This window comes from Pseudomonadales bacterium (assembly GCA_041395945.1).
Taxonomy (GTDB): Bacteria; Pseudomonadota; Gammaproteobacteria; order Pseudomonadales; family Azotimanducaceae; genus SZUA-309.
Genome location: JAWKZN010000001.1, coordinates 2947403 through 2969908 on the forward strand (window position 1 = coordinate 2947403; position 22506 = coordinate 2969908).

The 22506-nt window shown below is 60.9% G+C and carries 22 protein-coding genes; 11 read left to right on the top strand and 11 right to left on the bottom strand.

All coding sequences use genetic code 11. The annotated features are described in order from the left end of the window. Positions 1 to 69 precede the first annotated feature (69 nt). Complete coding sequence (locus tag R3E82_13480) at positions 70 to 2229, top strand: EAL domain-containing protein (protein ID MEZ5551900.1); 2160 nt, start codon at positions 70 to 72, stop codon at positions 2227 to 2229. A 28-nt stretch (positions 2230 to 2257) separates the two neighbouring features. Here R3E82_13480 and R3E82_13485 read toward each other — a convergent pair whose 3' ends face one another. Next, positions 2258 to 3331 (bottom strand): alpha-hydroxy acid oxidase, encoded by a 1074-nt coding sequence (locus tag R3E82_13485; protein MEZ5551901.1) that lies wholly within the window; start codon positions 3329 to 3331, stop codon positions 2258 to 2260. A 134-nt stretch (positions 3332 to 3465) separates the two neighbouring features. Here R3E82_13485 and R3E82_13490 point away from each other — a divergent pair, with 134 nt between their 5' ends. After that, the gene (locus tag R3E82_13490; protein MEZ5551902.1) at positions 3466 to 4668 is read left to right on the top strand and encodes an FAD-dependent oxidoreductase; all 1203 of its coding nucleotides are present in this window, start codon (positions 3466 to 3468) and stop codon (positions 4666 to 4668) included. 234 nt (positions 4669 to 4902) lie between these two features. Here the strand turns inward: R3E82_13490 and R3E82_13495 are convergent, their stop codons facing one another. Beyond that, entirely contained in the window at positions 4903 to 6069 is a 1167-nt protein-coding gene (locus R3E82_13495) for an acyl-CoA dehydrogenase family protein (GenBank protein ID MEZ5551903.1), read from the bottom strand. A 12-nt stretch (positions 6070 to 6081) separates the two neighbouring features. Then, entirely contained in the window at positions 6082 to 6747 is a 666-nt protein-coding gene (locus R3E82_13500; protein MEZ5551904.1) for a DNA-3-methyladenine glycosylase I, read from the bottom strand. Positions 6748 to 6769: 22 nt separating this feature from the next. Here R3E82_13500 and R3E82_13505 point away from each other — a divergent pair, with 22 nt between their 5' ends. From R3E82_13505 to R3E82_13540, 8 genes are all read left to right on the top strand, one after another. Beyond that, positions 6770 to 7156 (top strand): cereblon family protein, encoded by a 387-nt coding sequence (locus R3E82_13505; protein ID MEZ5551905.1) that lies wholly within the window; start codon positions 6770 to 6772, stop codon positions 7154 to 7156. Next, a complete protein-coding gene (locus R3E82_13510; protein MEZ5551906.1) occupies positions 7149 to 7823 on the top strand; it encodes an HAD-IA family hydrolase in 675 nt (224 codons plus the stop codon). The genes R3E82_13505 and R3E82_13510 overlap by 8 nt, the downstream gene beginning before the upstream one ends. A gap of 57 nt (positions 7824 to 7880) precedes the next feature. Further along, on the top strand, positions 7881 to 8387 hold the full coding sequence (locus tag R3E82_13515; protein MEZ5551907.1) for a 6-carboxytetrahydropterin synthase: 507 nt from the start codon (positions 7881 to 7883) through the stop codon (positions 8385 to 8387). After that, a complete protein-coding gene (locus tag R3E82_13520) occupies positions 8380 to 9084 on the top strand; it encodes an SDR family oxidoreductase (GenBank protein ID MEZ5551908.1) in 705 nt (234 codons plus the stop codon). The genes R3E82_13515 and R3E82_13520 overlap by 8 nt, the downstream gene beginning before the upstream one ends. 2 nt (positions 9085 to 9086) lie before the next feature. Continuing rightward, complete coding sequence (locus tag R3E82_13525; protein ID MEZ5551909.1) at positions 9087 to 9839, top strand: queuosine precursor transporter; 753 nt, start codon at positions 9087 to 9089, stop codon at positions 9837 to 9839. Continuing rightward, complete coding sequence (locus tag R3E82_13530; GenBank protein ID MEZ5551910.1) at positions 9748 to 11493, top strand: L,D-transpeptidase family protein; 1746 nt, start codon at positions 9748 to 9750, stop codon at positions 11491 to 11493. The genes R3E82_13525 and R3E82_13530 overlap by 92 nt, the downstream gene beginning before the upstream one ends. A gap of 11 nt (positions 11494 to 11504) precedes the next feature. Next, the gene (locus R3E82_13535) at positions 11505 to 12434 is read left to right on the top strand and encodes a D-Ala-D-Ala carboxypeptidase family metallohydrolase (protein MEZ5551911.1); all 930 of its coding nucleotides are present in this window, start codon (positions 11505 to 11507) and stop codon (positions 12432 to 12434) included. A gap of 107 nt (positions 12435 to 12541) precedes the next feature. Continuing rightward, positions 12542 to 12988, top strand: a complete 447-nt coding sequence (locus R3E82_13540) for an MAPEG family protein (protein MEZ5551912.1) — start codon at positions 12542 to 12544, stop codon at positions 12986 to 12988. Here the strand turns inward: R3E82_13540 and R3E82_13545 are convergent. From R3E82_13545 to folK, 6 genes are all read right to left on the bottom strand, one after another. Next, entirely contained in the window at positions 12960 to 13916 is a 957-nt protein-coding gene (locus R3E82_13545) for an alpha/beta fold hydrolase (protein MEZ5551913.1), read from the bottom strand. The two genes, R3E82_13540 and R3E82_13545, sit on opposite strands and share 29 nt — an antisense overlap. 23 nt (positions 13917 to 13939) lie before the next feature. Next, a complete protein-coding gene (locus R3E82_13550) occupies positions 13940 to 14950 on the bottom strand; it encodes a C-terminal binding protein (protein ID MEZ5551914.1) in 1011 nt (336 codons plus the stop codon). A gap of 19 nt (positions 14951 to 14969) precedes the next feature. Beyond that, a complete protein-coding gene (locus R3E82_13555) occupies positions 14970 to 15905 on the bottom strand; it encodes an LLM class flavin-dependent oxidoreductase (protein MEZ5551915.1) in 936 nt (311 codons plus the stop codon). 102 nt (positions 15906 to 16007) lie between these two features. Continuing rightward, positions 16008 to 16958, bottom strand: a complete 951-nt coding sequence (locus R3E82_13560) for a hypothetical protein (protein MEZ5551916.1) — start codon at positions 16956 to 16958, stop codon at positions 16008 to 16010. A gap of 66 nt (positions 16959 to 17024) precedes the next feature. Further along, complete coding sequence (locus R3E82_13565; protein MEZ5551917.1) at positions 17025 to 17954, bottom strand: hypothetical protein; 930 nt, start codon at positions 17952 to 17954, stop codon at positions 17025 to 17027. A 3-nt stretch (positions 17955 to 17957) separates the two neighbouring features. Continuing rightward, positions 17958 to 18566 carry a 2-amino-4-hydroxy-6-hydroxymethyldihydropteridine diphosphokinase gene (gene folK / locus R3E82_13570; GenBank protein MEZ5551918.1) on the bottom strand — a complete coding sequence of 203 codons (609 nt, stop codon included), beginning with the start codon at positions 18564 to 18566 and terminating at the stop codon, positions 17958 to 17960. A gap of 44 nt (positions 18567 to 18610) precedes the next feature. Here folK and R3E82_13575 point away from each other — a divergent pair, with 44 nt between their 5' ends. Further along, a complete protein-coding gene (locus R3E82_13575) occupies positions 18611 to 19693 on the top strand; it encodes a Zn-dependent alcohol dehydrogenase (protein MEZ5551919.1) in 1083 nt (360 codons plus the stop codon). 78 nt (positions 19694 to 19771) lie between these two features. Here R3E82_13575 and R3E82_13580 read toward each other — a convergent pair whose 3' ends face one another. Then, a complete protein-coding gene (locus R3E82_13580) occupies positions 19772 to 21187 on the bottom strand; it encodes a Do family serine endopeptidase (protein MEZ5551920.1) in 1416 nt (471 codons plus the stop codon). A 43-nt stretch (positions 21188 to 21230) separates the two neighbouring features. Further along, positions 21231 to 22442 (bottom strand): MFS transporter, encoded by a 1212-nt coding sequence (locus tag R3E82_13585; protein ID MEZ5551921.1) that lies wholly within the window; start codon positions 22440 to 22442, stop codon positions 21231 to 21233. Positions 22443 to 22506 lie beyond the last annotated feature (64 nt).

Here is a 22506-nt window from a genome sequence, read left to right on the forward strand (position 1 = left end):
ACAGAACCGCTGTAATCGCTGTGTTCTCATCCGGGGTCAGGGACGAATCAGTGAAGGACCCGCTGAACGGTGGCAGGCCGCGAATCAACACAAACCCGGGCAGGAGCGCGCATCGAGCGCCTGGTGCTGCTGCTGTTGTGTCTGTGGGGCTGCGTATCGCTGGCCGCCCTCGTGCAGATGTCACTGGAGTCGATGCGGCAGTACCACTGGCTGCTCACCGGCGTCTGTCTGGGCATGTTTGCACTGACTGTCTTCCTCACTCTGCGCACGCTGCGTGACCGTTTCGAACTGCTCTCGAGGCTCGAATCCCACACCCGGCTGATGAGCCAGGGCGACTTCTCCCAGCGGGTGAGAGTGCGTCAGGATGACGAATTCAAATCCCTGGGTGCTGCGCTCAACGACATGACCAGCCAGCTGGAGGCCTCGATACGCTCCAGCCAGTCCGTGGCTGACATCGACCGGCTGATTCTCGACGCGGCCGATCTCGAAACCGTGGTGCGCAAAGTGCTGCTCTCCGCCCACATGGACAATGTGGATGTCGCTCTGCTGCTGAGACCGAAGCGCGGTGATCTGAAACACATCAGCTATCGACTCGAATCCCGCCAGCTGCAGCGACAGCACGTCCGCCTGCGCAACCTGTCCAGCGACAGTCTGCTCGATATCGACGGGTATCAGCGCCTGGCACGCCAGGTTTACGGCGAAAGCGTCTCCTCCTGCCTGCCGGTTGCACCGGAAGGCCAGCTCTCCGGTGTACTGGTCGCCTGCAGCAAACGGGCGATCGCCAGCACCGAACTCAAGCAGCTCGCTGAACTCGCCGACCGTCTGGCCGTGGCCATGACCAACATTCACCGCTCCGAGGTGCTCTTCCAGAAGGCACACTTTGATGATCTGACGGGTCTGATCAACCGCCATGCGTTTCAGGACAAGCTGAAGGAACAGATCTCCCGGTCCTGGCGCGGTGAGAAAGGCGCGGTGCTGTTCATCGATCTGGACGGATTCAAGAAAGTAAACGACACCGAAGGCCACAAAGCGGGCGATCGCCTGCTGGTGGTGATCAGTGAGCGTCTGAAGGAATGCCTGCGCGAAGTCGACACCATCGCCCGACTGGGTGGTGACGAGTTCGCGGTGATCGTGCCGGGCTGTGATGGCGAAAAATCCGTCTCCCACCTCTGCGAGCGTATTATCGCCGCGCTGGTGAAACCCATCGTGGTGGCGCGAATGGAGCACACCGTAGGAGCTTCCATCGGTGTTGCCCTTTTCCCGGACGACGGGCAGAAGGAAGACGAACTGGTGATGAAGGCCGATTCAGCCATGTACCGCGCGAAAGAAACCGGCCGTGCGCGCTTCGCCTTCTTCGACGACACCCTCAATGAAGCCAACCGCCACCGGGTGCTGGTGGAAAGCCGCCTGCGACGCGCGCTCAAACAGGGGGAACTGGAACTGCACTTTCAGCCGAAGCTGCGGCTTTCCGATCGCAAGGTGACCAGCGCCGAAGCCCTGCTGCGCTGGACCGATTCCGAGCTCGGCCAGGTGAGTCCGGAGGTCTTCGTACCGATCGCCGAAGAAACCAATCTCATACACGAATTCACCGCTATTCAGGTCGACCGTACCGCGGATCTGTTTGCCGCCGCAGACAGCATCGGTCTGCATCTCGATCACATCGCCATCAATGCGTCGGCGAAACAGCTCATGACCGACGGTTTCGCAATCTCCCTGCTGTCGATGCTCGACCGCCGTGCACTCGCGCATCACCGGATCGAGATCGAAGTTACCGAATCCGTATTCGCCCACGACAAACAGACGGTCGTGCAGGAACTGGAAATTCTCCAGCATGCCGGAATAAAAATCGCACTGGACGACTTCGGTACCGGGTTCTCTTCTCTGAACATGCTCAGGGAACTGCCCCTGGACGTGGTGAAGATCGATCGCTCCTTCATTACCGAAATCGAAAACTCGGATCAGGCACGGGTACTCGTGCGGCATCTGATCAGCATTGCCACCACCCTGGGTAAGGAAGTGGTCGCTGAAGGGGTGGAAACCGAAGTGCAGCTGGCCCATCTCGAAAACGCCAACTGTCACTATGTACAGGGTTTCCTCATTTCGAAGGCGCGTACTCTGGAGGACTTCCTGCATCTGGTCGCCGACTGGGAAGAGACGGCGGTGGCTGCACAGGAGGGATTACACAAACGGGACGGCAATGAGGGTCGCGCTCAACTGACCCTGGTCTGAGCACTCGACCGAAGCCGCCCGGCAAGGATCAGTAGCCTTCCTCCAGAAGGGGGAAAGCGCTCAGTACCTGTGGCGACACCAGGTGCGTTGCTCTTTCGAGGAGTCCGGGATGCAGACCTTCGAGCCGACTGACGCCGAGCAGTGCCATGGTGGTACGGATTTCATGTTCGAGAATTTCCAGCGCACGCACCAGTGCGGCACTGCCACCCGCCGCCATCGCCAGCGCCTCGAAACGGCCCAGTCCCACCGCACTGGCACCCAGACAGAGACCTTTCACCACATCTGCACCGCGCATGAAGCCGCCGTCCACAACAATCGGTACCCGGCCATCGACCGCGCTCACCACTTCCGGCAGCGCGTCGATGCAGGCCCGGGTGTGGTCGAGCTGCCGTCCACCATGGTTGGAGACATAAACGACGTCCACACCGGCTTCCACGCAGAGTTTGGCATCCTCGGCGACGTTTACCCCTTTGATGATCAGCGGCAGGTCAAATTCGCTCTTGATATGGGCCACCGTTTCCCAGGTCATGCGGGCCTGATAGCCGAAATCCGCATTGTCTGTACGGCTGCCGGAGGGCGGCACGAACCCCTTGAGGATGTCACGCTCGCGGCGTGAATAGGTCTGGGTATCCGCGGTCAGACAGAACCCGGTATAACCCGCATCGATGGCGCGGGAGATGACGTCGTCCATCCAGGCCTGATCGCTCATCAGATAGAGCTGATAGATACGCGGGCCGGGCACCGCGCCTGCAACTGCCTCGAAATCGGGCCGGCACACCGAACTTAAGATCTGCAGCACACCGAATTCTGCAGCGGCTCTGGCCACCGACTCTCCACCGCCCGCCTCGAACACCTGCACAGAACCGATCGGAGCCAGCAGCACGGGAATACGCAGTTCCACTCCCAGAAACTCGCTGCGCGTCTGCACATCACTGACATCGTTGAGAATACGCGGACGGAATACCCAGGCGTCAACGCCGGACCGGTTGCGCTTCAGTGCGCTTTCCGTATCTGCGCCACCGACCAGGTAATCCCAGTAGTCGCGGCTGATTGAGGCCCGTGCTTTCCTGACGATTTCATGCAGAGTATTGAACTGGGTCATGGGCTCACGCTCACAGGCCTGCTGGATTGTAATGCCGGGATGCTATCACGCCGCATCGTATATCTGAGACGCCGAGACTTGATCGAATGCTCCCCTGTAGAATGCCCGCTCTACAGAAATCCAGGAGCAAACCGATGGCAATCGTGATCGCAGGAGCGGGACATGCCGCAGGCCAGGCGGCAGCCAGTCTCAGACAGGAAGGCTACACCGACGAGATCATTCTGATCGGCGACGAGCCTTATGTTCCCTACCAGCGTCCGCCACTGTCGAAACAATACCTCTCCGGTGAACAAGGGATCGAACGTGTCTATCTGCGGCCGGAGAAGTTCTACACCGACAACAATATCAGCGTGAAAACCAGCACCCGGGTAACCGCGATCGATACCGCCGTGCATACGGTCAGTACCGACAAAGGGGAGACCATCACATACGAAAAACTGCTCATCGCCACCGGTGGTCGACCGCGCAAGCTCAGCATTCCGGGCAGTGATCAGAAAGGCATCCACTATCTGCGCTCGATAGAGGATGTGGACGGAATCCGGGCTGAGATGGCACCGGGCAGGAAACTCGTGATCGTCGGCGGGGGATACATCGGCCTGGAAGTTGCGTCGGTCGCGGTCACCAGCGGCCTCGAAGTCCACGTGCTGGAAATGGAAGCGCGCATCCTGCAGCGGGTCACCACACCCACCATGTCCGGCTACTACCATGAGCTGCACAGCAGCCGGGGCGTCAATATCCACACCTCCACCATGGTCAGCGGCTTCGGTGGTTCCGGACAGGTGACCTCAGTGCAGTGCGGCGAGCAGTCCTTTTCCGCCGACATCGTGATCGTGGGGATCGGCATCGTGCCCAACATCGAGGTGGCCCAGGCAGCCGGGATCGACTGCGGCAACGGTATTCTCGTGGACGACCACTGCCGGACATCGGCTCCGGACGTGTACGCGGCAGGGGACTGCACCTTCCATCCCAATGCACTGCTCGGACGCAGCCTGCGACTCGAATCCGTACCGAATGCGATGGATCAGGCCCGGGTAGCCGCAGCAAACATCTGTGGCGGAGACAAGGTCTACGCCACCATCCCCTGGTTCTGGTCCGATCAGTACGAACTCAAGCTGCAGATGCTCGGCTTCTCAGCGGATGGTGACACCCAGATTGTGCGCGGTGATATGGCCGCCAATCAGTTCGCCGTTTTCTATCTGAAAGATGGCAGGGTCGTCGCAGCCGACGCTGTTAACAGTCCGAAGGAGTTCATGATCTGCAAGCAGCTGATCGGCAAACCCGTCGACCCGGCGGTTCTGGCAGATCCGGACGCGGACCTGAAGTCCCTGCTGAAATGACGGTACGGCTCCCGCCATGGCACATTGAGGGAGAAAAGTCGGTGTCTAGGTGGATGTCCTGATGTCCACGGACCGCAGCGACACTGACAATATTGTCAGTAGCAGGTGGGTACGTCTCCTCCTCTCCCCATCCGCCTGCCTACACGGCGCCGGGTCGCAAGATCCGGCGTTTTTTTTGCCTGTTCGCAGTCGCCAGAGGCTCCCTGGTGGCCTGCAACCAGCATTTCCGGACCGCTACAGCCCCAGAACCTGCTTGGCGATGATGTTGTGCTGCACTTCGCTGGTACCTCCAGCGATCGTGTAGCCCCGGTGATGGAAGAGGCCGGAAGCCAGATATTCCGCGAAGTCCGGACCCACAGGACGCTCAGCAGATCCTGAGTCCATCGGCACAGCCCAGTAGCCGGCGAGGGTGAGCAGGGCTTCGTCCATGGCCTGCACCAGCTGACTGCCTTTGAGCTTGAGCATCGAAGGCTCCGCCCCGATGCGTCCGCCTCGATCCGCCTCGGTGAGGATACGCAGGCTCGTAGCCTCGAGAGCGTCCAGCCGCAGGTTGAGTTCCGCCAGCCGTCGACGGCTCTCCGGATCCACACCGGGCGACTGCCCCAGGATCAGTTCCCGCAGGCGGCCGAGCAGACGGCGGTTTTCCGCCACCCGTGACACCATCAGGCGCTCATCGCCGAGCAGACTCTTGGCGACGGTCCAGCCCCGGTTCTCCTCGCCGAGACGATTCATCACCGGGACCCGTACCCCATCGAAAAACACCTGATTCCACAACCGTTTGCCGTTGAAGGCCAGCAGCGGCTCAACGCTTACCCCGGGAGAGGTCATATCGATGAGCAGAAAGCTGATGCCCTTCTGGGGCTGTGCCGTCGGATCCGTGCGCACCAGAGCAAAGATCCAGTCCGCCACTTCCGCCGCGCTCGTCCAGATCTTCTGCCCGCTCACCAGGTAGTCATCGCCTTCGCGCCGCGCCCGGGTGCGTACCGAAGCCAGGTCCGATCCGGCCTGGGGCTCCGAATAGCCCTGACACCACCACATGTCTGCATTGAGGATCCGCGGGAGAAACGTCTGCTGCTGGGCCACAGAGCCATAGCGGATGATGGCCGGCCCCACCATGTTGAATCCGAATCCGGAAAGCACCGGTGCGTGCGCCTCCCGGCAGGCGACATCGAACAGATGGCGTTCGACCAGCGACCACCCTGTGCCGCCATGTTCGACCGGCCAGTGCGGGGCCGCCCAGCCGCGGGCGTTGAGTGTGCGGGTCCAGTGCTGCTGATCGTCCTTACTGATGGACCTGCCGAGTTTCACCCGCCGGGCGAGTTCGCTCGGCAGTTCCCGGCTGAGAAAATCTTCGAACTGATCACGCAGCTCGAGCTGCCGGCTGGTCAGTGAAATTTTCAACGTCCCGCTTCCTCAGACACTCGCGGCGAGCACTCTGGAGATCTGACACAGATCCCGACCGCTCTCTTCCCGCCACTGATTGAATGCGGCCTGCACCTGGGCCAGCGCCCTCTTACTGGTGGGCTCCCTGTCAATCACACGCTGCAGCTTCAGAGCAGTCACCACATCCTGGGCCAGAACCGGCGTGTCCTTACCCACGAAACGGAGAAAGTAACGTCCTGTCTGACCCCCGAGCCGGTCACCCCGCCGTTTCAGCTCCGCCCACAGCCCGGTGATGTCTGCCCCGGGCCAGTCGGCAAGATAGGCGCCGAAGCTGCCGTGACTTTCCCGGACCTCGAGGATGAAGCCGGCATTTCTGCGCACGCTCGCAAGCTTGCTGCGATTCTTCACGACCCGGTCATCCCGCATGAGCTGCTCCAGACGTTCATCGCTGAGCATCGCGCAGGTACTTACATCGAAGGCATCGAATGCTTCCTCAAAACCCGGCCACTTGCGTTCGATGATCTGCCATACGAAGCCGGCTCGGAAGACACAGGCCGTCATCTCCGACAGATAACGATCGTCTTTTCTGCGTTTGAGACTGCGCGCACTGGCGGCTTCGGGCAGCAGTTCTTCCAGGGCTGCAGTTCCCCCCTTGCGCTCCGCCGCCCGCTGAAAGATGCTGTCGAACGATTCCATCTGAGATCCTCTTCGAGCCGACATGATCGACGTGGTGGACAAACAGCGTCAAGGTCTTGAGCCTGGACTCAGGCGCATCGTCGAGGATGCAGAGGCAGGTGATGGCGATTATCTGGTGTGTGGCACCTGTTCTCACGTGATCGCACGCCAGTCGGACAGAATCGAGGTGAATGGCGCTCACGACCATCGCTTCACCAACCCTTATGGCCTGCAGTTCCATCTGGGCTGCTTCAGAGAGGCTCTCGGCTGCGCCATTTCCGGCACCCCGGTCGCGGCAGATACCTGGTTTCCCGGGTTCTCCTGGCGGATCGCCAGCTGCGAAGAGTGCCATCGCCACCTGGGCTGGTATTTCGACCGGCGCGACGTCTACTTTTACGGACTTGTATTGGACTACATCCAGAATGCCTGAACTGCACTACGCCAACTACAGCACCCTGTCTTTCGACTGCTACGGCACCCTCATCGACTGGGAAAACGGCCTTCTGGGTTACCTGCGGCCGCTGCTGGAAACCCGGGACGCCCATGTGATCGATGAATGGCTGCTGGAATTTCATGCCGAAGCGGAACCGCGTCTGCAGGCGCAGGGCGGCAGTTATCGCGATGTGCTGGGTGGTGTGGTGGCCGCCCTCGGCACCCGCCTCGGTTTCGTCCCTTCCGACGATGACATGGAGGGCCTGGCCCGCAGTATCGAATACTGGCAACCGTTTTCCGATACGACCGCTGCGCTGGGCAGTCTCGCAAAGCATTTCGACCTGGTGGCACTGTCAAACATCGACGACGACCTGTTTGCGCACAGTGCCCGGGCAATGGGAGACCCATTCGCCCGGGTGATCACCGCCCAGCAGGTGGGCGCCTATAAGCCGGATCCGCGCATGTTTAAAGCGCTGCGGAAGCAGGTACAAGGCCCCATCCTGCACGTCGCTCAAAGCAGATTTCACGACATTCTGCCAGCCGCCGCTGCCGGGCTCGACACGGTCTGGATCGATCGTCCGAGCCTGGGGGCCACCCGGGTTGTGGAGGCGAAACCCACCTGGACCTTCCCCTCGCTGCAGGACTTCGCCGCAGCCTGGCAGTAGGATTCACAGTTACCCTGCGCACCGGGGAGCGACCGCACCCTGTGATAGCATGCGCCGATGACTGCACGCCGCCTGACCACCATTGAAATCAGCAAAGACTACCTGCATTTCAACGCTGCGCACTTCACGATTTTTTCATCCACCGAGCGCGAAGATCTGCACGGGCACACATTTTATGTCAGTGCCTTCATCGACTCCCTGGTGGACGAACAGGGACTTGCCTTCGACTACAATCTGGTCAAAGCACGCCTGGCCAGTCTCTGCGATTCCATAGACGAGAAGGTGCTGCTCCCGGAGTTTTCGCCACATCTGCTGCTGAACCAGGACGACGGCTATCTGGTCGCCCGATTCAATGGAGAACGGATGCCCTTTCTGCCGCGGGACGTCCTGATACTGCCCGTACGCAACATCACGGTTGAAGAACTGGCTCCCTGGTTCCTCGAGGGTCTGCTGAACGATCCGGCAATCGCAGCCCTCGATCTGGTGCGGGTCGAAATCCGGGTCGCATCCGGCCCCGGCCAGTGGGCAGGCGCACAGTGGCATCAAAGGATAGAAAATGGCTGACGTGAAATGTCTTTTGATCACCGGCGCCAGTGCAGGAATCGGACTGCACACGGCACAGCGCTTTCTCGCCGAAGGCTACACGGTAGTCAATCTGTCGCGTCGGCGCTGCCCACTGCCGAAAGTAAATCACATCAACTGCGATCTCGCCGCGCCCGGCTTCATGGAAAACCTGAGTGCGCAGCTGACTCCGATCATCCGTGAAGCCGATCAGATCGTCCTGATTCACAACGCGGCCCGCATGATGAATGACAGCGCGGTGGAGACACCCAGCAACAGCTTCCGACAGGTTCTCGAAGTCAACCTGGTAGCGCCGAACTCCCTCAACTATTTCATCATTCCCTACATGAAAACCGGTTCCGCCGTGCTCTACGTCGGCTCCACACTGGCGGAAAAAGCTGTGCCTGGCAGCTACACCTATGTGGTGAGTAAACACGCCATGGTCGGCATGATGCGGGCTACCTGTCAGGACCTAGCCGGTCGCGGTATTCATACCGCCTGCATCTGTCCGGGCTTCACCGATACCGAAATGCTGCGCGCACATATCCCTGACGATGCGATGGCCGTGGTGAAGGCCATGTCCGCCTTCGATCGGCTCATCGACCCGGACGAAATAGCGGAAACTCTCTACTGGTCTGCAGTCAATCCGGTGATCAACGGCTCAGTACTGCATGCCAATCTGGGTCAGATCGAGCATTGAAAGTGGCGGAAATCGATCTGACAGAACGCCGGGAGCGTGTGTTCATCGTGCTCGCCGGGTTCTTTCTTTGTGCCATGACGCTGCTCAATGTGGTGGGCATCACACGCTTTGTGCAGCTCGGGCCCATGGCGCTGGCGGTCGGCGTGCTGCCTTATCCCCTCACCTTTCTGTGCACAGATCTGATCAGCGAGCTCTACGGTCGTCGTCGCGCCAATTTTCTCGTCTGGGTCGGCTTCTCCCTGAATTTTTTCATACTCGGCATGCTGTGGCTGGGGAATCTGATTCCCGCGGTACCCGCCGAGTCACAGCCGCCCTGGCAGGTGATCCATCTGGCCGAATCCATCGCCCTGCCGAATGGCGAAGTCATGACTGGCAGTGTGGAACTTTTTCAGTTGCTCTATGCCTGTACATCGGGTGCCGTCTTCGCTTCGATGATGGCCTACATCGCAGCTCAGTTCTGCGACGTACAGCTGTTCCACTATTTCAAACGACTCACCAAGGGCCGCCACCTGTGGCTGCGCAACAATTTCTCGACGCTGACCAGCCAGATGGTGGATTCGATCATGGTAATTTCAGTGACCTTCGGCGCGGCCTTTTTCGCCGGCAGCATCACCCTCGGAGCGATGCTGGTTCTGATGGGCAGCAATTACCTGTTCAAGATGTGTGTCGCGCTCGCAGACACGCTGCCCTTCTACTATCTCACCGGCCGGCTGCGGCGCTATCTGCAGATCGATACCACTCTGGTTATGGATTAGCAGGCTGCTGAAAAAGTCTCGAAAACTCAGCGGTTCTCGCAGCCTTCGCTGCAGTGCGCGATCAATCGCGGGAATCGTATTTGTTCTTCTGCAATTCGGGCTGTCGAATCCTGCCTGTGCGGAAAACGATGAAGAACTTCCTTCCAGTATCATCAATCACCTTGAGTCGGCCTACCTGTATGACCGCATCACAATCCGCGGCATCACACTGCCCGATCACCCGACGCTGTCCGCGTTCTACGCTCAGCAACGCTTCAAACCACTCTGGGTAACCACACGCGGAGAGACAAAGCGCGCACGCCGACTGCGCCAGGAGATCACCGAAGCCGAGGAACACGGACTCGACCCACGACGCTATCCGTTCCTGCAGATTGACGAAGCCCTCGGCGACGGTGCACTGGCTGATGCAGAACTGCTGCTGAGCCAGACATTTCTGTGGCATTCGAGAGATAGAGCCCAGGGGGGAATTGCGGATCCGACCCGGATTGATCCCGACTGGTACTTCAGATCGGACCAGCCCGATGGGCTGTCTCTGCTGACGGATATCACCCGGGGACGCGACGTGATCCGCAGTCTGAATGCACTCTGGCCTGAGTCGAGCGGGTACTGGCGATTGATCGAAGCCCGGACAGGACTCCTCGCCGCGCCAGATACAACACCTCAGATACGCATCCCGGGCGGAAAAACGCTGAAGCCGGGGACAAGCGACGATCGAGTTCCGCTGCTGCGCCGCCGCCTTGGTCTCAGTGATTCCGGAGATCTCCTCTACAGCCAGCAGCTCGCAGCTGCTGTTTCCGCCTTTCAGACCGGAGCCGGGCTCGAACCCGACGGTGTGCTGGGTCCGGCTACCCTGGCTGCACTGAATCGGACACGTGAAGAGAAAATCCTTCAGATCGAAGCCAATCTGGAGCGCTGGCGCTGGCTGCCCCGGGAATTTCCCGATCGCTACATCTGGGTGAACGCCGCCGACTACCGGCTGACCGCGGTTCGACGTAAACGGGTCGAACTGAGCATGCGGGTCATCGTCGGTCGACCCTATCGCCAGACACCGGTGTTTACGGAAAGCATGAAATACCTGGTAATCAATCCGTACTGGGATGTTCCACGGAATCTCGCGATTCGTGATCAACTGCCACTACTGCGCGCCGACGCCAGGGCAATGGCAGCCAAGGGGTTCGAAGCTGCCCGCCTTGACGACGGAAGAATGCAGAGTGTAGACACTATCAACTGGGCGCAGGTAAGCGAAAACGCTTTCCCCTATCGACTGCGCCAGAAACCAGGACCAGCTAACCCGCTGGGTTTCATCAAATTCATGCTGCCAAACGAACACGCAATCTATCTGCACGATACACCTGCCCGAGCACTGTTCGAGCGCACCGAACGAACCTTCAGCTCCGGCTGCATCCGGATTGATGATGCGGTCGCGCTGGCCGAGTGGGTTCTCGCCGGGAACCCCGACCACTGGGATCGTGCCCGAATCGAGAACGCGATCACGTCAGGAGAAACTCGAACGATCGTACTGGAAGAGCCGACACCCGTTTATATTGTATATTTCACCGCCTATACCGATGATTCGGGCAACCTCATCCTGCATCGCGATATCTACGATCGGGATACCAGGATCACAGCCGCATTGCGCCGCCCGCCAGATTGAGGAATCCAGCCATGTCCCCGCTGAAACTGTGCTTCGCCGTCCTGGGGCTGTCGATCAGCCTTGGTGCGGGTGCGTTACCCCAGTCCCAGCTGTCCTTCGGTGTCAAAGTCAACGGTATCGAAAATCGCTACGAAGTATTCGGGGTCTTTGCCGTCCCCGGTCAGCGGCTGAACATCGAACTTCTGGATCTGACCGCTGAAGGCGCTCAATTCCACTTCGACGATAGAGTCCTGCACCCCCAGGGTGGGAGCCTTTCTGTGAGGATGCCGGAAAATCCCGGCACCCATCGCCTGGAGATCAGCACCCGGTCGGGTGAGGAGATGCGCCTGAACGTGTTTGTCATGTGGACCGAATCAGGCCTCGCAACAGATGTACTCAACGGCTACCGCCTCGGTGCCTATCCCGGGAAACCACTCAAAGGGCTGACGATCTACGAAGCACCGCGTGCATTCATTGAAGCAACCCCGGAAAACGCCGATACACGGGTTTCGCCGAACTTCACCCTCGGTCATTTCCTCTGTAAACAGTCATCAGGATTTCCGAAGTACCTGGTACTGCGACCCGAACTGATTCAGAAACTCGAAATCGTCCTCTCCAGGCTGAATGCTGATAACCCCGGTGTTACCGATCTGACGGTGATGAGCGGCTTCCGCACACCTGCATACAACCGCAGTATCGGCAATGGCGAGTACAGCCGGCATGTCTGGGGAGACGCGGCAGATGTCTTTGTCGACATGGATCGCAATGGTGCGATGGATGACCTCAATCGGGACGGCAGGATCAGCAGAGCCGACTCAGAGTGGCTGGCCACCTTCGTAGACCGCCTGGAGCGGAACGGTACATTCGGGGAATCCGTCGGCGGTATCGGTATTTATGACAGTACGCCCAGTCACGGCCCGTTTGTGCATATTGATGCCCGGGGATTCAAGGCCCGCTGGTAGCCAGTCACCACCGCGGGTCAGCCTGAAACATCCTTTCCGAATTCATTGACAGACGATCGATGAAATCGCACTGTCAAAACACTCCGGATGGCAGAAGGCAAAAAAGGATGGAAGTTCAGGCAATCACCGGCAGCCCGATTCTCATCCCCGCCGCGGTTCTCGTGCTCTGGTCGCTCGTGATGCTGGCGTGGGTCGCGCTCAGCAGACTGCCCGCCCTGCCGGAAGCCGGCATCAACCTGACCACCCAGGTGGGTGGCCGCGGCGCTGACCTGGAGGGTGTATTGCCCGAGCGCATATCCTGGATATCCCACAACTACACCCACCTCATGGAGCAGCCGACGATTTTCTACCCCACCATCATGATTCTGGTGTTTGCGGGCGCCGACGGCGCCACTAATGTTGTGCTCGCCTGGGTCTATGTGGGACTGCGGATCATCCACAGTCTGGTACAGGCGCTGTGGAACCGGGTCGCTGTGCGTTTCGTGCTGTTTCTCGCGGCGACCGGCGCCCTGGTCGTGCTGGCTGTCAACGCGCTGCTGGCGGTAATCGGCTGAGCCGCTGCAGCCAGTCAGCGATCAGATCCAGCACCACCGGCGCCACTGGTTCCCGGATCAATTCAGAATAGCGGGCGAAAGTCGGCATCTCTCTTTCCAGGCGGAGTACGTGTGAGAGGTCGGGTACGACGTGAATCTCACTCCCTCCACACACCAGGCTTTTGATTGCCTCTGCGTCTCCAGCTTCGCACTGCAGGTCCTTGCCGCCACCGATGGCCAGCACGGGACAGGTGACCTGCGCAAACAGCGCACGGGGCTCGATAGCCAGCAACTCCCGCAGCCACCTCGCCGGCATGCGCTTCAGACCGGCACGCAGAACATCTCCACTGCTGGATCTGACCCGGTCAATCAGCTTTCGCTGGGCTTCCACATGCATGCCCTGGATCCGCATCATGCACATCTGCAGAAAACCCGAGAGTCCTGACCATTGCATTGATTCCTTCTGCAACTGCGCTGCCTGCTTGAGCAGTATGGATTCGATGCGATCAACAAAGGGACACAGCAGGATCAATCCGGCGACTCGGGAGCGCTGTATGAATACCTGGGGAGCGATGAGACATCCTTCGCTGTAACCGAGCACAAGGATCCGACCGGGGTCGATCCGCAGCTCGGCGCCCATCCTGTCGACCCAGGCCACCACATCCTGCACATGATCCGAATGCCCGGCCCGGAGGAAATCTCCCGTGCTCGCCGCACATCCGCGCTTGTCATAGCACAGGCTGGCAACGCCGATGTCCGCCAGACACCCTGCGATGGTTTTAAACACATCCAGCCGCTGACCAGGCATGTTCGTGTCGCGATCGAGCGGGCCACTGCCATGAACCATGATCACCAGCGGCACCCCGGATCTGCCCGCAGGTAGACGGAGGGTGCCGCGCAAGGTTGCGCCGTCGTGTTCGATAGCAAGCTCGGTTTCGGCTCCGCCCATCAACAGACTTCCGCCGGAGGCTTCTAGCGCCGTTCCTTGAGAAACGCACCATTCACGCAGTTCTGCAACCGACCTTCGCGGAGATAGGTCATGGCTACCTCACCCCCCTTGAAGCGCATGTCATAGACGCTTTCAGGCGTGAAAAACGCTGAGTGAGGTGTGATCAGCAGGCGATGGTCGATCCAGTCCTCGTCTGCCGCCCAGGCTCTGATCAGCGGGTGCCCGGGATTAGCCGGTTCCTCGGGCAACACGTCGAGACCGACCGCCTGCACTTTGTTTTCCCGCAGGGCATCGTGGAGCGCATCGAGATCGATGATCGGTCCTCGCGCTGTATTGATCAGAATCAGGCCCGGTTTGCTGGCAGCGAGCACGCCCGAGTTGATCAGCTTTTCTGTTTCGGCAGACAGCGGCAGGTGCAGACTCACCGCATCGCACTGTCCGAACAGCTCGGTCAACGAATGCACCCGGCGTACGCCCACCGCCAGTTCTGAGCCGTTGCTTATGTAGGGGTCGTAGACCACCACGTCCATACCGAAGGCCTTGGCACGCAGCGCCGCCGCGGTACCAATGCGCCCGAGACCGACCACACCGAAGGTGCAGGCAGACAATCGCCTGCCGAACGGATTGAGCGCGGGTCGCCAGTGACGCTGCGGATCCTTCTTCAATTCCCGGGTGTGAAAAGTGATGCCTTTCATCAGAGACAGCAGCAGCGCCAGAGCATGATCGGCCACTTCCTGGGTGCCATAGTCGGGCACGTTGCATACAGGTATGCCCATGGCGCCCCAGGCGGCAACATCCAGGTTGTCGAAGCCCACCTTGGGCGTGACCAGAATCCGGCATCTGGTCATCTTCTGGCGGTACTGCGCGGGTATATCCATGACAGTGACCACGGCGTCGCAGTTCGACCACTGTTCGTCGGTCACCTCGGCAAAGGCTTCACAGAATTCAGCCCAGCCGTCTTTACCTACGCTCGCAGTTTCGATCTGCCGGTTGTCGGGCCAGCGCATCGCCGGCCACAGAACACGAAATGTCACTCCTGGGTCCTCCCCTTTTTCAGTCGCCCGAAATTTTTCCTGCGATGTCGGCCACCCTCGCCATCGAATGTTCGATGTCCTGCGCATCCATCTCACCCATCCGCATGCGGCTGACCACCAGATGACTGACCCCCAGACGCTCGCGATACTCCACCAGCCGGTCTTCGAGAAAGCGCTCGTCACCAATGATGGTCCAGTCATCGATTTCCGCATCTGCAGGCAGCCGACCGGATTTCAGCGCTTCGCTGTGCACGGTTTCGCGCAGTCTTCGTGCCTGACTGCTGCGGGTAACGACAAAAACGGCGCGCATGATCGGCACCGTGTCGATCCGGGGGTGACCTGCCTCGCTGGCCGCCAGGGTATGGCGTGAGTAATTGGCTTCGAGCTGCTGCAGCGTTTCCACCGGAGAGGCCAGATAGGGCAGACCGAGCCGGCCTGCCTGAGCGAGTGCTTTCGGCCCGAAGGCGGCAACCCACAGCGGCGGGTGGGGTCGTTGTACGGGAAGCGGGTCGACTACGACCTGATCTCCTGCTTCAGAGATCACTACCGGCTGCCCTGACCAGGCCTGCCGCATCACCCCCAGACAGTGCTCGAAGCGTTCGCGCTTTTCCGCCGGCAGTACTTCGAAGGCTTTCAGCATCGACGGGGCATAGCCGCGACCGATACCGAGGATCACCCTGCCGTTGCAGAGCTGATCCAGCACCGCCACCTGCTCCGCCGCCTGCAGGGGGTTGCGCAGCGGCAGCAGGTACGAGGTTGTGGCGAGTCGAATGTGCCGGGTGCTGCTGGCAACCGCGGCCAGCAGCATCAGCGGATCAGGAATCGCGTGGGGGTTGAAGTGGTTCTCAGGCAGCCAGAAAGAGTCGAAGCCCAGCGCTTCGGCCCGTACGGCCTGTGCTGCCAGTCCACCCGCGCTGCGGTCGGCAAAATTCCAGGGTGTGGTGCCGAGTTTCAAATTCCCCCCGTGAGATCGCGGCTGTGTGCGTGACCCGTCATGGACGCGGTGCGGACAGATTGAATGCACCGCCAATGCCGTGGTCATTATTCCACCGCCCGCTCAGGTTTGCGCGATGAGTTCCCCCAGCGCTTCATAACCGGGTCGCTGCAGCAGTTCACGCACGCAGATCGCGCGGCTGGCCAGCTCACGCTGCTGCCGGGTCAGCACGCCGTACCAGGCCAGTGCAGCTGCAGGACTGCCGGCTCGACACAGGTGCGCCAGACTGCTGCCGGCATTCTGCGAGGCAGGCGGCGGTGGCACGGTCAATGCCTCTTCCGGGGGGAGTGATTCGATCATCGGATCTCCCAGACCCGGGACCCGGACTGTGGTGTCGCTGGTGCCTGCCGGGCCGACGGCTGTCGGAGCGATTCCCGGCCCGGCGGTCACCGGCCCGGCTGCGATCCCGGAAGCCGTTGCACCCTTCCCGGGCAGCACCGGAGTGCCGGCGCCATCGATACCGGGCTGGTCGACGACCCGTCGCGGTTGCGGTTGCGCGACGGGCTCCGGGCCATCTTCCCGCATGGCAACGCCGACCACCAGGGCAACCACCAGCAGCAATACACCCAGAGCGCCCAGACCGGTTCTGTCAACGGATGGCCGCCTGCCGGCGGCGGCCGATTTTTTGCCGTGGCTTCTCTGCAGTTTGCGCTTTGCCGCTCGACCGAAGTCGCTGCTGCGATCGCCGGATTCGAGCCACCTCACCAGGCCCGCAACCTGGGTGTCCGCAGACCGCGCAGGCCAGGTGGACAGATCCACGGCCCGTTCGCAACGCACCGGCAGCGGTACCGGGTCGATCACCAGCGCCACCGTGTCCGGACTTCGGGCAAACAGATCGAGCAGCCAGGGTTTCCTGGAGGCAGCCGCCGTCCACGCCACCAGCACCGTATCGCCGGCTGGTGCGCTTTCGGCAGTAATCAGCTCGCAGCGGGTGCCGAGCGAGTTCAGGAATTCGGCCAGTAGTACCGCCCGGTGCCGGTCTTCCTGCGCGCTGTAGAGTTGCAGCAGGGCCATCTCAAAAAGATAGCACGGGCTGCGGATTGCGCCCGGGGCGCGCCAGATGGTGGCCGCTGCCGAGCCTCAGTCCACCGCTGGCAGGCTCAGCCGCTTGCCGGTCTGCATGATCAGCATCACACGCAGGGAAGCACGAATCGCGTCCACATGGCGGGCGAGGGCAAATTCGTCATAGAGCGGGTCATCATTGAGCAGCACACAGTGCTGCCGGGTGCTCCCGCCGGCGTCAGAAGCCTGTGTGGCTTCATTCAGGTCCCGGGCATGGGCACCCCCGCAGCGGAACTCCACCCGGCGACCGAAACTGTTGCCGGCATCACCATATTCGCCAAAGTCGCCCCCTCTGCGACTCGGCATCCAGAAAGCCTCCCAGGTCGCCGGTATGCCCGGGATGGTTTCCCGCACCGACGCGATGGTGCGTTCGGCCGTGGCGACCAGCACATCCTGAATCGACTCCCCCGGTACGTCGCCTGCACCCTCGAGGAATGAGCAATCGTCGATCATGCGAAGCTCAACACCGGCCTCGTCGACCGGGTGATTGTCGAAACGATCGGAGAAGCTGAATCGCCAGAAGCGGGCGGTGAACACCGGGACCGCATGCGCAGGAGACGTCACCATCTGGATGTAACCCAGCAGGCGACCGAGATCCCGATAGGCGTCTACGGGATCCCCGGTGCGCTCGAGCCCCTCCGTGAGTTCATTGAAGTGTTTGTGAAAACGGGTCTCGACCAGCCAGAGAAGGTTCTTCCCTGACTGACCCTTCGGGTCGTAATAGTTCCAGCGGAACATGCGCAGGAAGAAGCCGGTCTCGGCGACACCGGCACTGGCACGGGCCATATAGCGGACTTCCAGCGGTGTCAGCCGGGGAATATCGGTTTCAGTCACGCAATGATTGAAATGGCGCGCAGCGAAAAAAGTCAGATACTGGTGCGTTGAGGCTTCGTAACCCAGGGCACTGGTTGCAGAACACAGACAGGCGATCAGCAGGACCCTGCGCATCCCTCAGCCCCCCGCCGCCAGCCGGATCACGCGCTCAGCGGTGTCCAGCCTGCCCAACAGCTCGGCGATTGTCCTTCCCGAACCCGGCCAGCGCAGATCCGGCACCACCTCTGCCGCGGGGGCGAGCACAAAGAGCCGATCGATGGCGCGCGGATGCGGCAGGGTGAACGTGCTCGAGTCCCGCACCTCTTCATCAAAAAGCAGCAGATCCAGGTCGAGTTCCCGCGGTGCGTTGCGCGGCGGGTTGGGCGCCCGCCCGAACTCCCGCTCCAGCGCCTTCAGGCACTGCAGCAGCCCTTCCGGGGTCAGTCCGGCCCGATGTTCGAAGGCGGCTGCCGCATTGATGAAATCCGCAGAGTCCGGCGGACAGTCCACCGGCGAGGTCTGCCAGAGATGGGAGCAGAGCACGGCGCCTTGGGCGAATTCACTCAGGCGCCCCATGGCGTCCAGCACAATGTGCCGCGAGTCTCCTCTGTTCGAGCCGATTCCGACCAGCACCACGATCTGGGCAACTCCGCGATTGAACTCAAAGGCAGCGGCCCGCACCTGAATTCCGCGCTCGAGGGCGTCTACCGTCCGGGGATAGTAGTAATCCCGACATCGGTTTGGCAAACTCCAGCGCTCTTACAGGCTTTAAAAACGGGAAGGAAGAGGCAATGAAAGCTGCCGTACTCAGAGAAGTAAACAAGCCCCTGGTGATCGAAAATATTCAGCACGGCGATCCTGGGCCGCGAGAGGTGCTGGTGCGCACGGTAGCAGCCGGTGTCTGCCACTCGGACCTGCATTTTCAGAATGGCGCCTACCCCTATCCTCTGCCCGCCGTGCTGGGACACGAATCCGCCGGTGTGGTCGAAGCGGTTGGCAGCATGGTGACTTACGTGAAGCCCGGCGATCGTGTGATCACCTGTCTGTCGGCATTCTGCGGTCACTGCGAACACTGCCTCACCGGCCATATGTCGCTGTGTCAGGAACCGGAACTGCAGCGGCCGCCCGATCAGCCCACCAGACTCTCCAAAGACGGTGAAGGCATGTGGCAGTTCCTTAATCTGTCTTCCTTTGCCGAGTACATGCTGGTGCACGAACATGCAGTCGCCAAGATCCGTGAAGACATGCCGATGGCACAGGCAGCCCTCATCGGCTGCGGTGTGACAACCGGCGTCGGTGCCGTGATTCATACGGCCAGAGTCGAGCCCGGGACATCTGTGGCGGTGATCGGTTGCGGTGGCGTAGGCCTGTCTGCCATCAATGGTGCTGCCATCGCAGGTGCCGCGCGCATCATCGCGGTGGATATGGTGCCGTCGAAACTGGAACTGGCCCGGAAGTTCGGTGCAACCGACGTGGTCAACGCGAAATCGAGCGATCCTGTGGAAGCCGTACGCGAACTCACCGGCGGTGGTGTGCACTACGCCTTCGAAGCCATCGGTCTGAAGGTCACCGCCGAACAGTCATTCAAGATGCTGCGTCGCGGCGGCACTGCGACAGTGATCGGCATGATTCCGGTCGGCACACACATCGAACTCCATGGCGCCGAATTTCTGATGGAGCGCAAGATGCAGGGCTCCAACATGGGTTCGAACCGCTTCCGGGTGGACATGCCGCGCTTCGTCGACTTTTATCTGCAGGGCCGCCTGCACCTGGACGATCTGATCTCACGGCGCATCAAGCTGGAGGATGTGAACGAAGGGCTCGACGCCCTCAAGACGGGTGAGGTCGCCCGCTCGGTGATCATGTTCGAATAGCCCGAACCGCCTGGCGCCGCAGCAAAGGGCATCAAAGGCAACCCGGGTTTTCCCCGGGGGCCTGCCGCTTCAGGTGCCCTAGCGGATCACCACGTAACCGAATTCTCCCGCCCGGTAAACGCGCAGCAGTAACTGCTGGCTGGATGTCCCCGCGGCGTCGCGGAGCTCTCCCAGGTTGCGCACACCGCGTCTGTTGGCGGCCACGATCACATCGCCCGGACGCAGACCGGAACGGTAGGCCACGCTGTCTTCGTCCACCTCGGTCACGAGTACGCCGGCACCCAGTGTGGCTGCCCCGCCACCTTCCTCATTGTGGAAATTCTGCAGCACACAGCCTTCCAGACGCAGATCGATGCGATCACCCCGCATGCGGTTCTGATCATCGTCTGCGATGTTGAGCGTCACCGTGCGCTTGCGGCCATCGCGCAGGATCTGCACTTTGACCCGGTCGCCCACGAACATCACCGCAGTCTGACTGTGGAAATCCGCAAGGCGGTTGATCTGCCGATCGCCCACCTGAACGATCACATCGCCGGACTGCAGACCGGCTTCGCTGGAGGCGCTTTCCGGTTCCACTTCGACGACCACCACGCCTTCCGAGCGGTCCAGACCCAGCGCCTCGGCTAACTGCAGATTCAATCCCTGCACAGTGATGCCCAGATAACCGCGGCGTACCTCGCCGTTTTCGATGAGTTCGGCCATGATGGCGCGCACCATGTTGGCGGGAATGGCAAAGCCAATCCCGATGTTCCCTCCGGTTGGCGCAATGATGGCCGTGTTGATCCCCACTAGTTTTCCGCGCAGATCCACCAGCGCCCCTCCCGAGTTACCGGGATTGATCGACGCGTCGGTCTGAATGAAGTCTTCATAGCCTTCGATACCGAGCCCGCTCCGGCCAAGCGCGCTGACTATGCCGCTGGTCACGGTCTGACTCAGGCCGAACGGATTACCGATGGCAACCACAAAGTCCCCCACCAGCAGGGCACTGGAGTCGGCGAAGTCGATCTCGGTGAGATCTTCCGGCGCGACCTTGAGCACGGCGAGATCGACCTGCGGATCCGCACCGACCAGGGTTGCCGGCAGGCTGCGGCCATCGGCCAGGGTGATGGTGATTTCGTTCGCCCGTTGCACCACGTGGTTGTTGGTGACGATGTAGCCCTTATCCGCATCCACCACCACACCGCTGCCCGCGCTCTGGGTCCGGCGATAACGCCGCTCATCCGGCACGTTGAAAAAACGCCGGAAGAAGGGATCCTCCAGAAGCGGGTTGCGCACCTGGTAGGTGGTATACGTAGCGATGTTCACCACCGCCGGTGAGGTCCGCTCGAGCATGGGCGCGAGACTCGGCAGCGCCTGACCGTCCCCAAGGCGTGCGGGGATCGCGGCCTGACCGAGAGTGGCGGAAAACAGAAGGGAGAGCAGCAGCAGCTGCAGCAACGTCTGCGCTCCCGAGGCGGTTCTTGCGACCGCGCATACTTCGACTCTCAGGGCCATCCTGCCTGTTTCCATCACCATAGGACCTTCTCTGTCCGAATATTCACTGTCCCGCGGGCACCAGGCTCTTCCCGGGTCCACGCCCCGCGGCGAACATCAGTACCGCAGCCAGCAGGCTGACGGCCGCTGCAAAGCCGTATGAGAGCCGGTAACCGGAAGCATCATACAGAAGCCCGAGCAGTATCGGGCCACCGCCGACACCGAGCACCGTGTAGGCATTGGAGACTGAGAAAATTTTCGCATAAGCCCTGCCACCGAAGGCTTCCGCCAGCCACAGGGGATGCAGCATGAGCAGGTTGCCCACGGTTGCACCGAACAGTCCCGCACCCGCCAGCACCAGCACCGGACCCTCCGCCAGCGCGAGCAGAGCAAGCCCGCTGGCCTGACCCAGCAGATTGCCCAGCGCAAAACTGCGCAACGATATCCGCTGCACGATGAAACCACCGAGAATCCGGCTGACGATACTCATGGCGCTCAATGCCTGCACCGCAGTCGCAGCAATCAGATAGTCGGTGGCAATCTCCGCCCGGCTGTAGAGGTGACTGATGCCACCCACCTGGGACAGCATGCACAGCAGATAAGCGGCTGTGATGAGTCGGAAGAAGCGGGACTTCACAGCATCCCGATAGAGCCAGCCCTGGACTTCCAGCGTCTGCAACCCTGTGCTGGAGAGCATCCGGCCATCGCGGATCACGGCAAGCACCACCGGTACGATGCAGAAAAAGAAGGCGGCACCAAACCAGGGCATCATGGTGACAGCGCCTGCGTCATTGAGCAGCCGGGCACAGATCGGGGTAACGATCACGCCACCCATCGACAGACCCGTGGATGCGACGGACAACGCCACCGAACGCTGCCGTCCCGGAAACCAGCGGGTCACCAGAGTAGTGCTGACCACGATGGAAACACCAGCGTTGCCGACCCCGAAAAGCAGAAACAGTGCATACAACTCGCTGAGACTGCGCGCGTATCCCGACAGACCCAGACCGACCCCCGCCAGCGCAGCGCCACCCACCATGATCCAGCGCACATCGAATCGATCCAGCAGTTGCGCCACACCAATACCGGCCACACCGCCGACCACAAAGAACAGACTGACCGCCACCGACACCTGGGAGATCGCAAAGCCCTGCTCCGCTGCCAGCACGGCGATGTACACAGAGAGGTTGTAGAAGCCGAAGCCGGAGGAGATGGTGAGTACCAGAAACAGACCGGCCACCACGAACCAGCCGCGATCGAATCCCTGCTGTGTCATGGCTCCCCGCAACATCCCTGCTGAGGTTTGAGAATGCGGTATATCCGGTGGATTTGTAAGCACC

Bases quoted from the DNA above. Each gene is read 5' to 3' on its own strand.
- R3E82_13585 (MEZ5551921.1), bottom strand. From the start codon at position 22,442: ATGACACAGCAGGGATTCGATCGCGGCTGGTTCGTGGTGGCCGGTCTG.
- R3E82_13535 (MEZ5551911.1), top strand. From the start codon at position 11,505: ATGTCCCCGCTGAAACTGTGCTTCGCCGTCCTGGGGCTGTCGATCAGC.
- R3E82_13575 (MEZ5551919.1), top strand. From the start codon at position 18,611: ATGAAAGCTGCCGTACTCAGAGAAGTAAACAAGCCCCTGGTGATCGAA.
- R3E82_13565 (MEZ5551917.1), bottom strand. From the start codon at position 17,954: ATGCGCAGGGTCCTGCTGATCGCCTGTCTGTGTTCTGCAACCAGTGCC.
- R3E82_13580 (MEZ5551920.1), bottom strand. From the start codon at position 21,187: ATGGCCCTGAGAGTCGAAGTATGCGCGGTCGCAAGAACCGCCTCGGGA.
- R3E82_13545 (MEZ5551913.1), bottom strand. From the start codon at position 13,916: ATGGGCGGAGCCGAAACCGAGCTTGCTATCGAACACGACGGCGCAACC.
- R3E82_13500 (MEZ5551904.1), bottom strand. From the start codon at position 6,747: ATGGAATCGTTCGACAGCATCTTTCAGCGGGCGGCGGAGCGCAAGGGG.
- R3E82_13505 (MEZ5551905.1), top strand. From the start codon at position 6,770: ATGATCGACGTGGTGGACAAACAGCGTCAAGGTCTTGAGCCTGGACTC.
- R3E82_13560 (MEZ5551916.1), bottom strand. From the start codon at position 16,958: ATGGCCCTGCTGCAACTCTACAGCGCGCAGGAAGACCGGCACCGGGCG.
- R3E82_13515 (MEZ5551907.1), top strand. From the start codon at position 7,881: ATGACTGCACGCCGCCTGACCACCATTGAAATCAGCAAAGACTACCTG.
- R3E82_13520 (MEZ5551908.1), top strand. From the start codon at position 8,380: ATGGCTGACGTGAAATGTCTTTTGATCACCGGCGCCAGTGCAGGAATC.
- R3E82_13490 (MEZ5551902.1), top strand. From the start codon at position 3,466: ATGGCAATCGTGATCGCAGGAGCGGGACATGCCGCAGGCCAGGCGGCA.
- R3E82_13540 (MEZ5551912.1), top strand. From the start codon at position 12,542: ATGGAAGTTCAGGCAATCACCGGCAGCCCGATTCTCATCCCCGCCGCG.
- R3E82_13510 (MEZ5551906.1), top strand. From the start codon at position 7,149: ATGCCTGAACTGCACTACGCCAACTACAGCACCCTGTCTTTCGACTGC.
- R3E82_13485 (MEZ5551901.1), bottom strand. From the start codon at position 3,331: ATGACCCAGTTCAATACTCTGCATGAAATCGTCAGGAAAGCACGGGCC.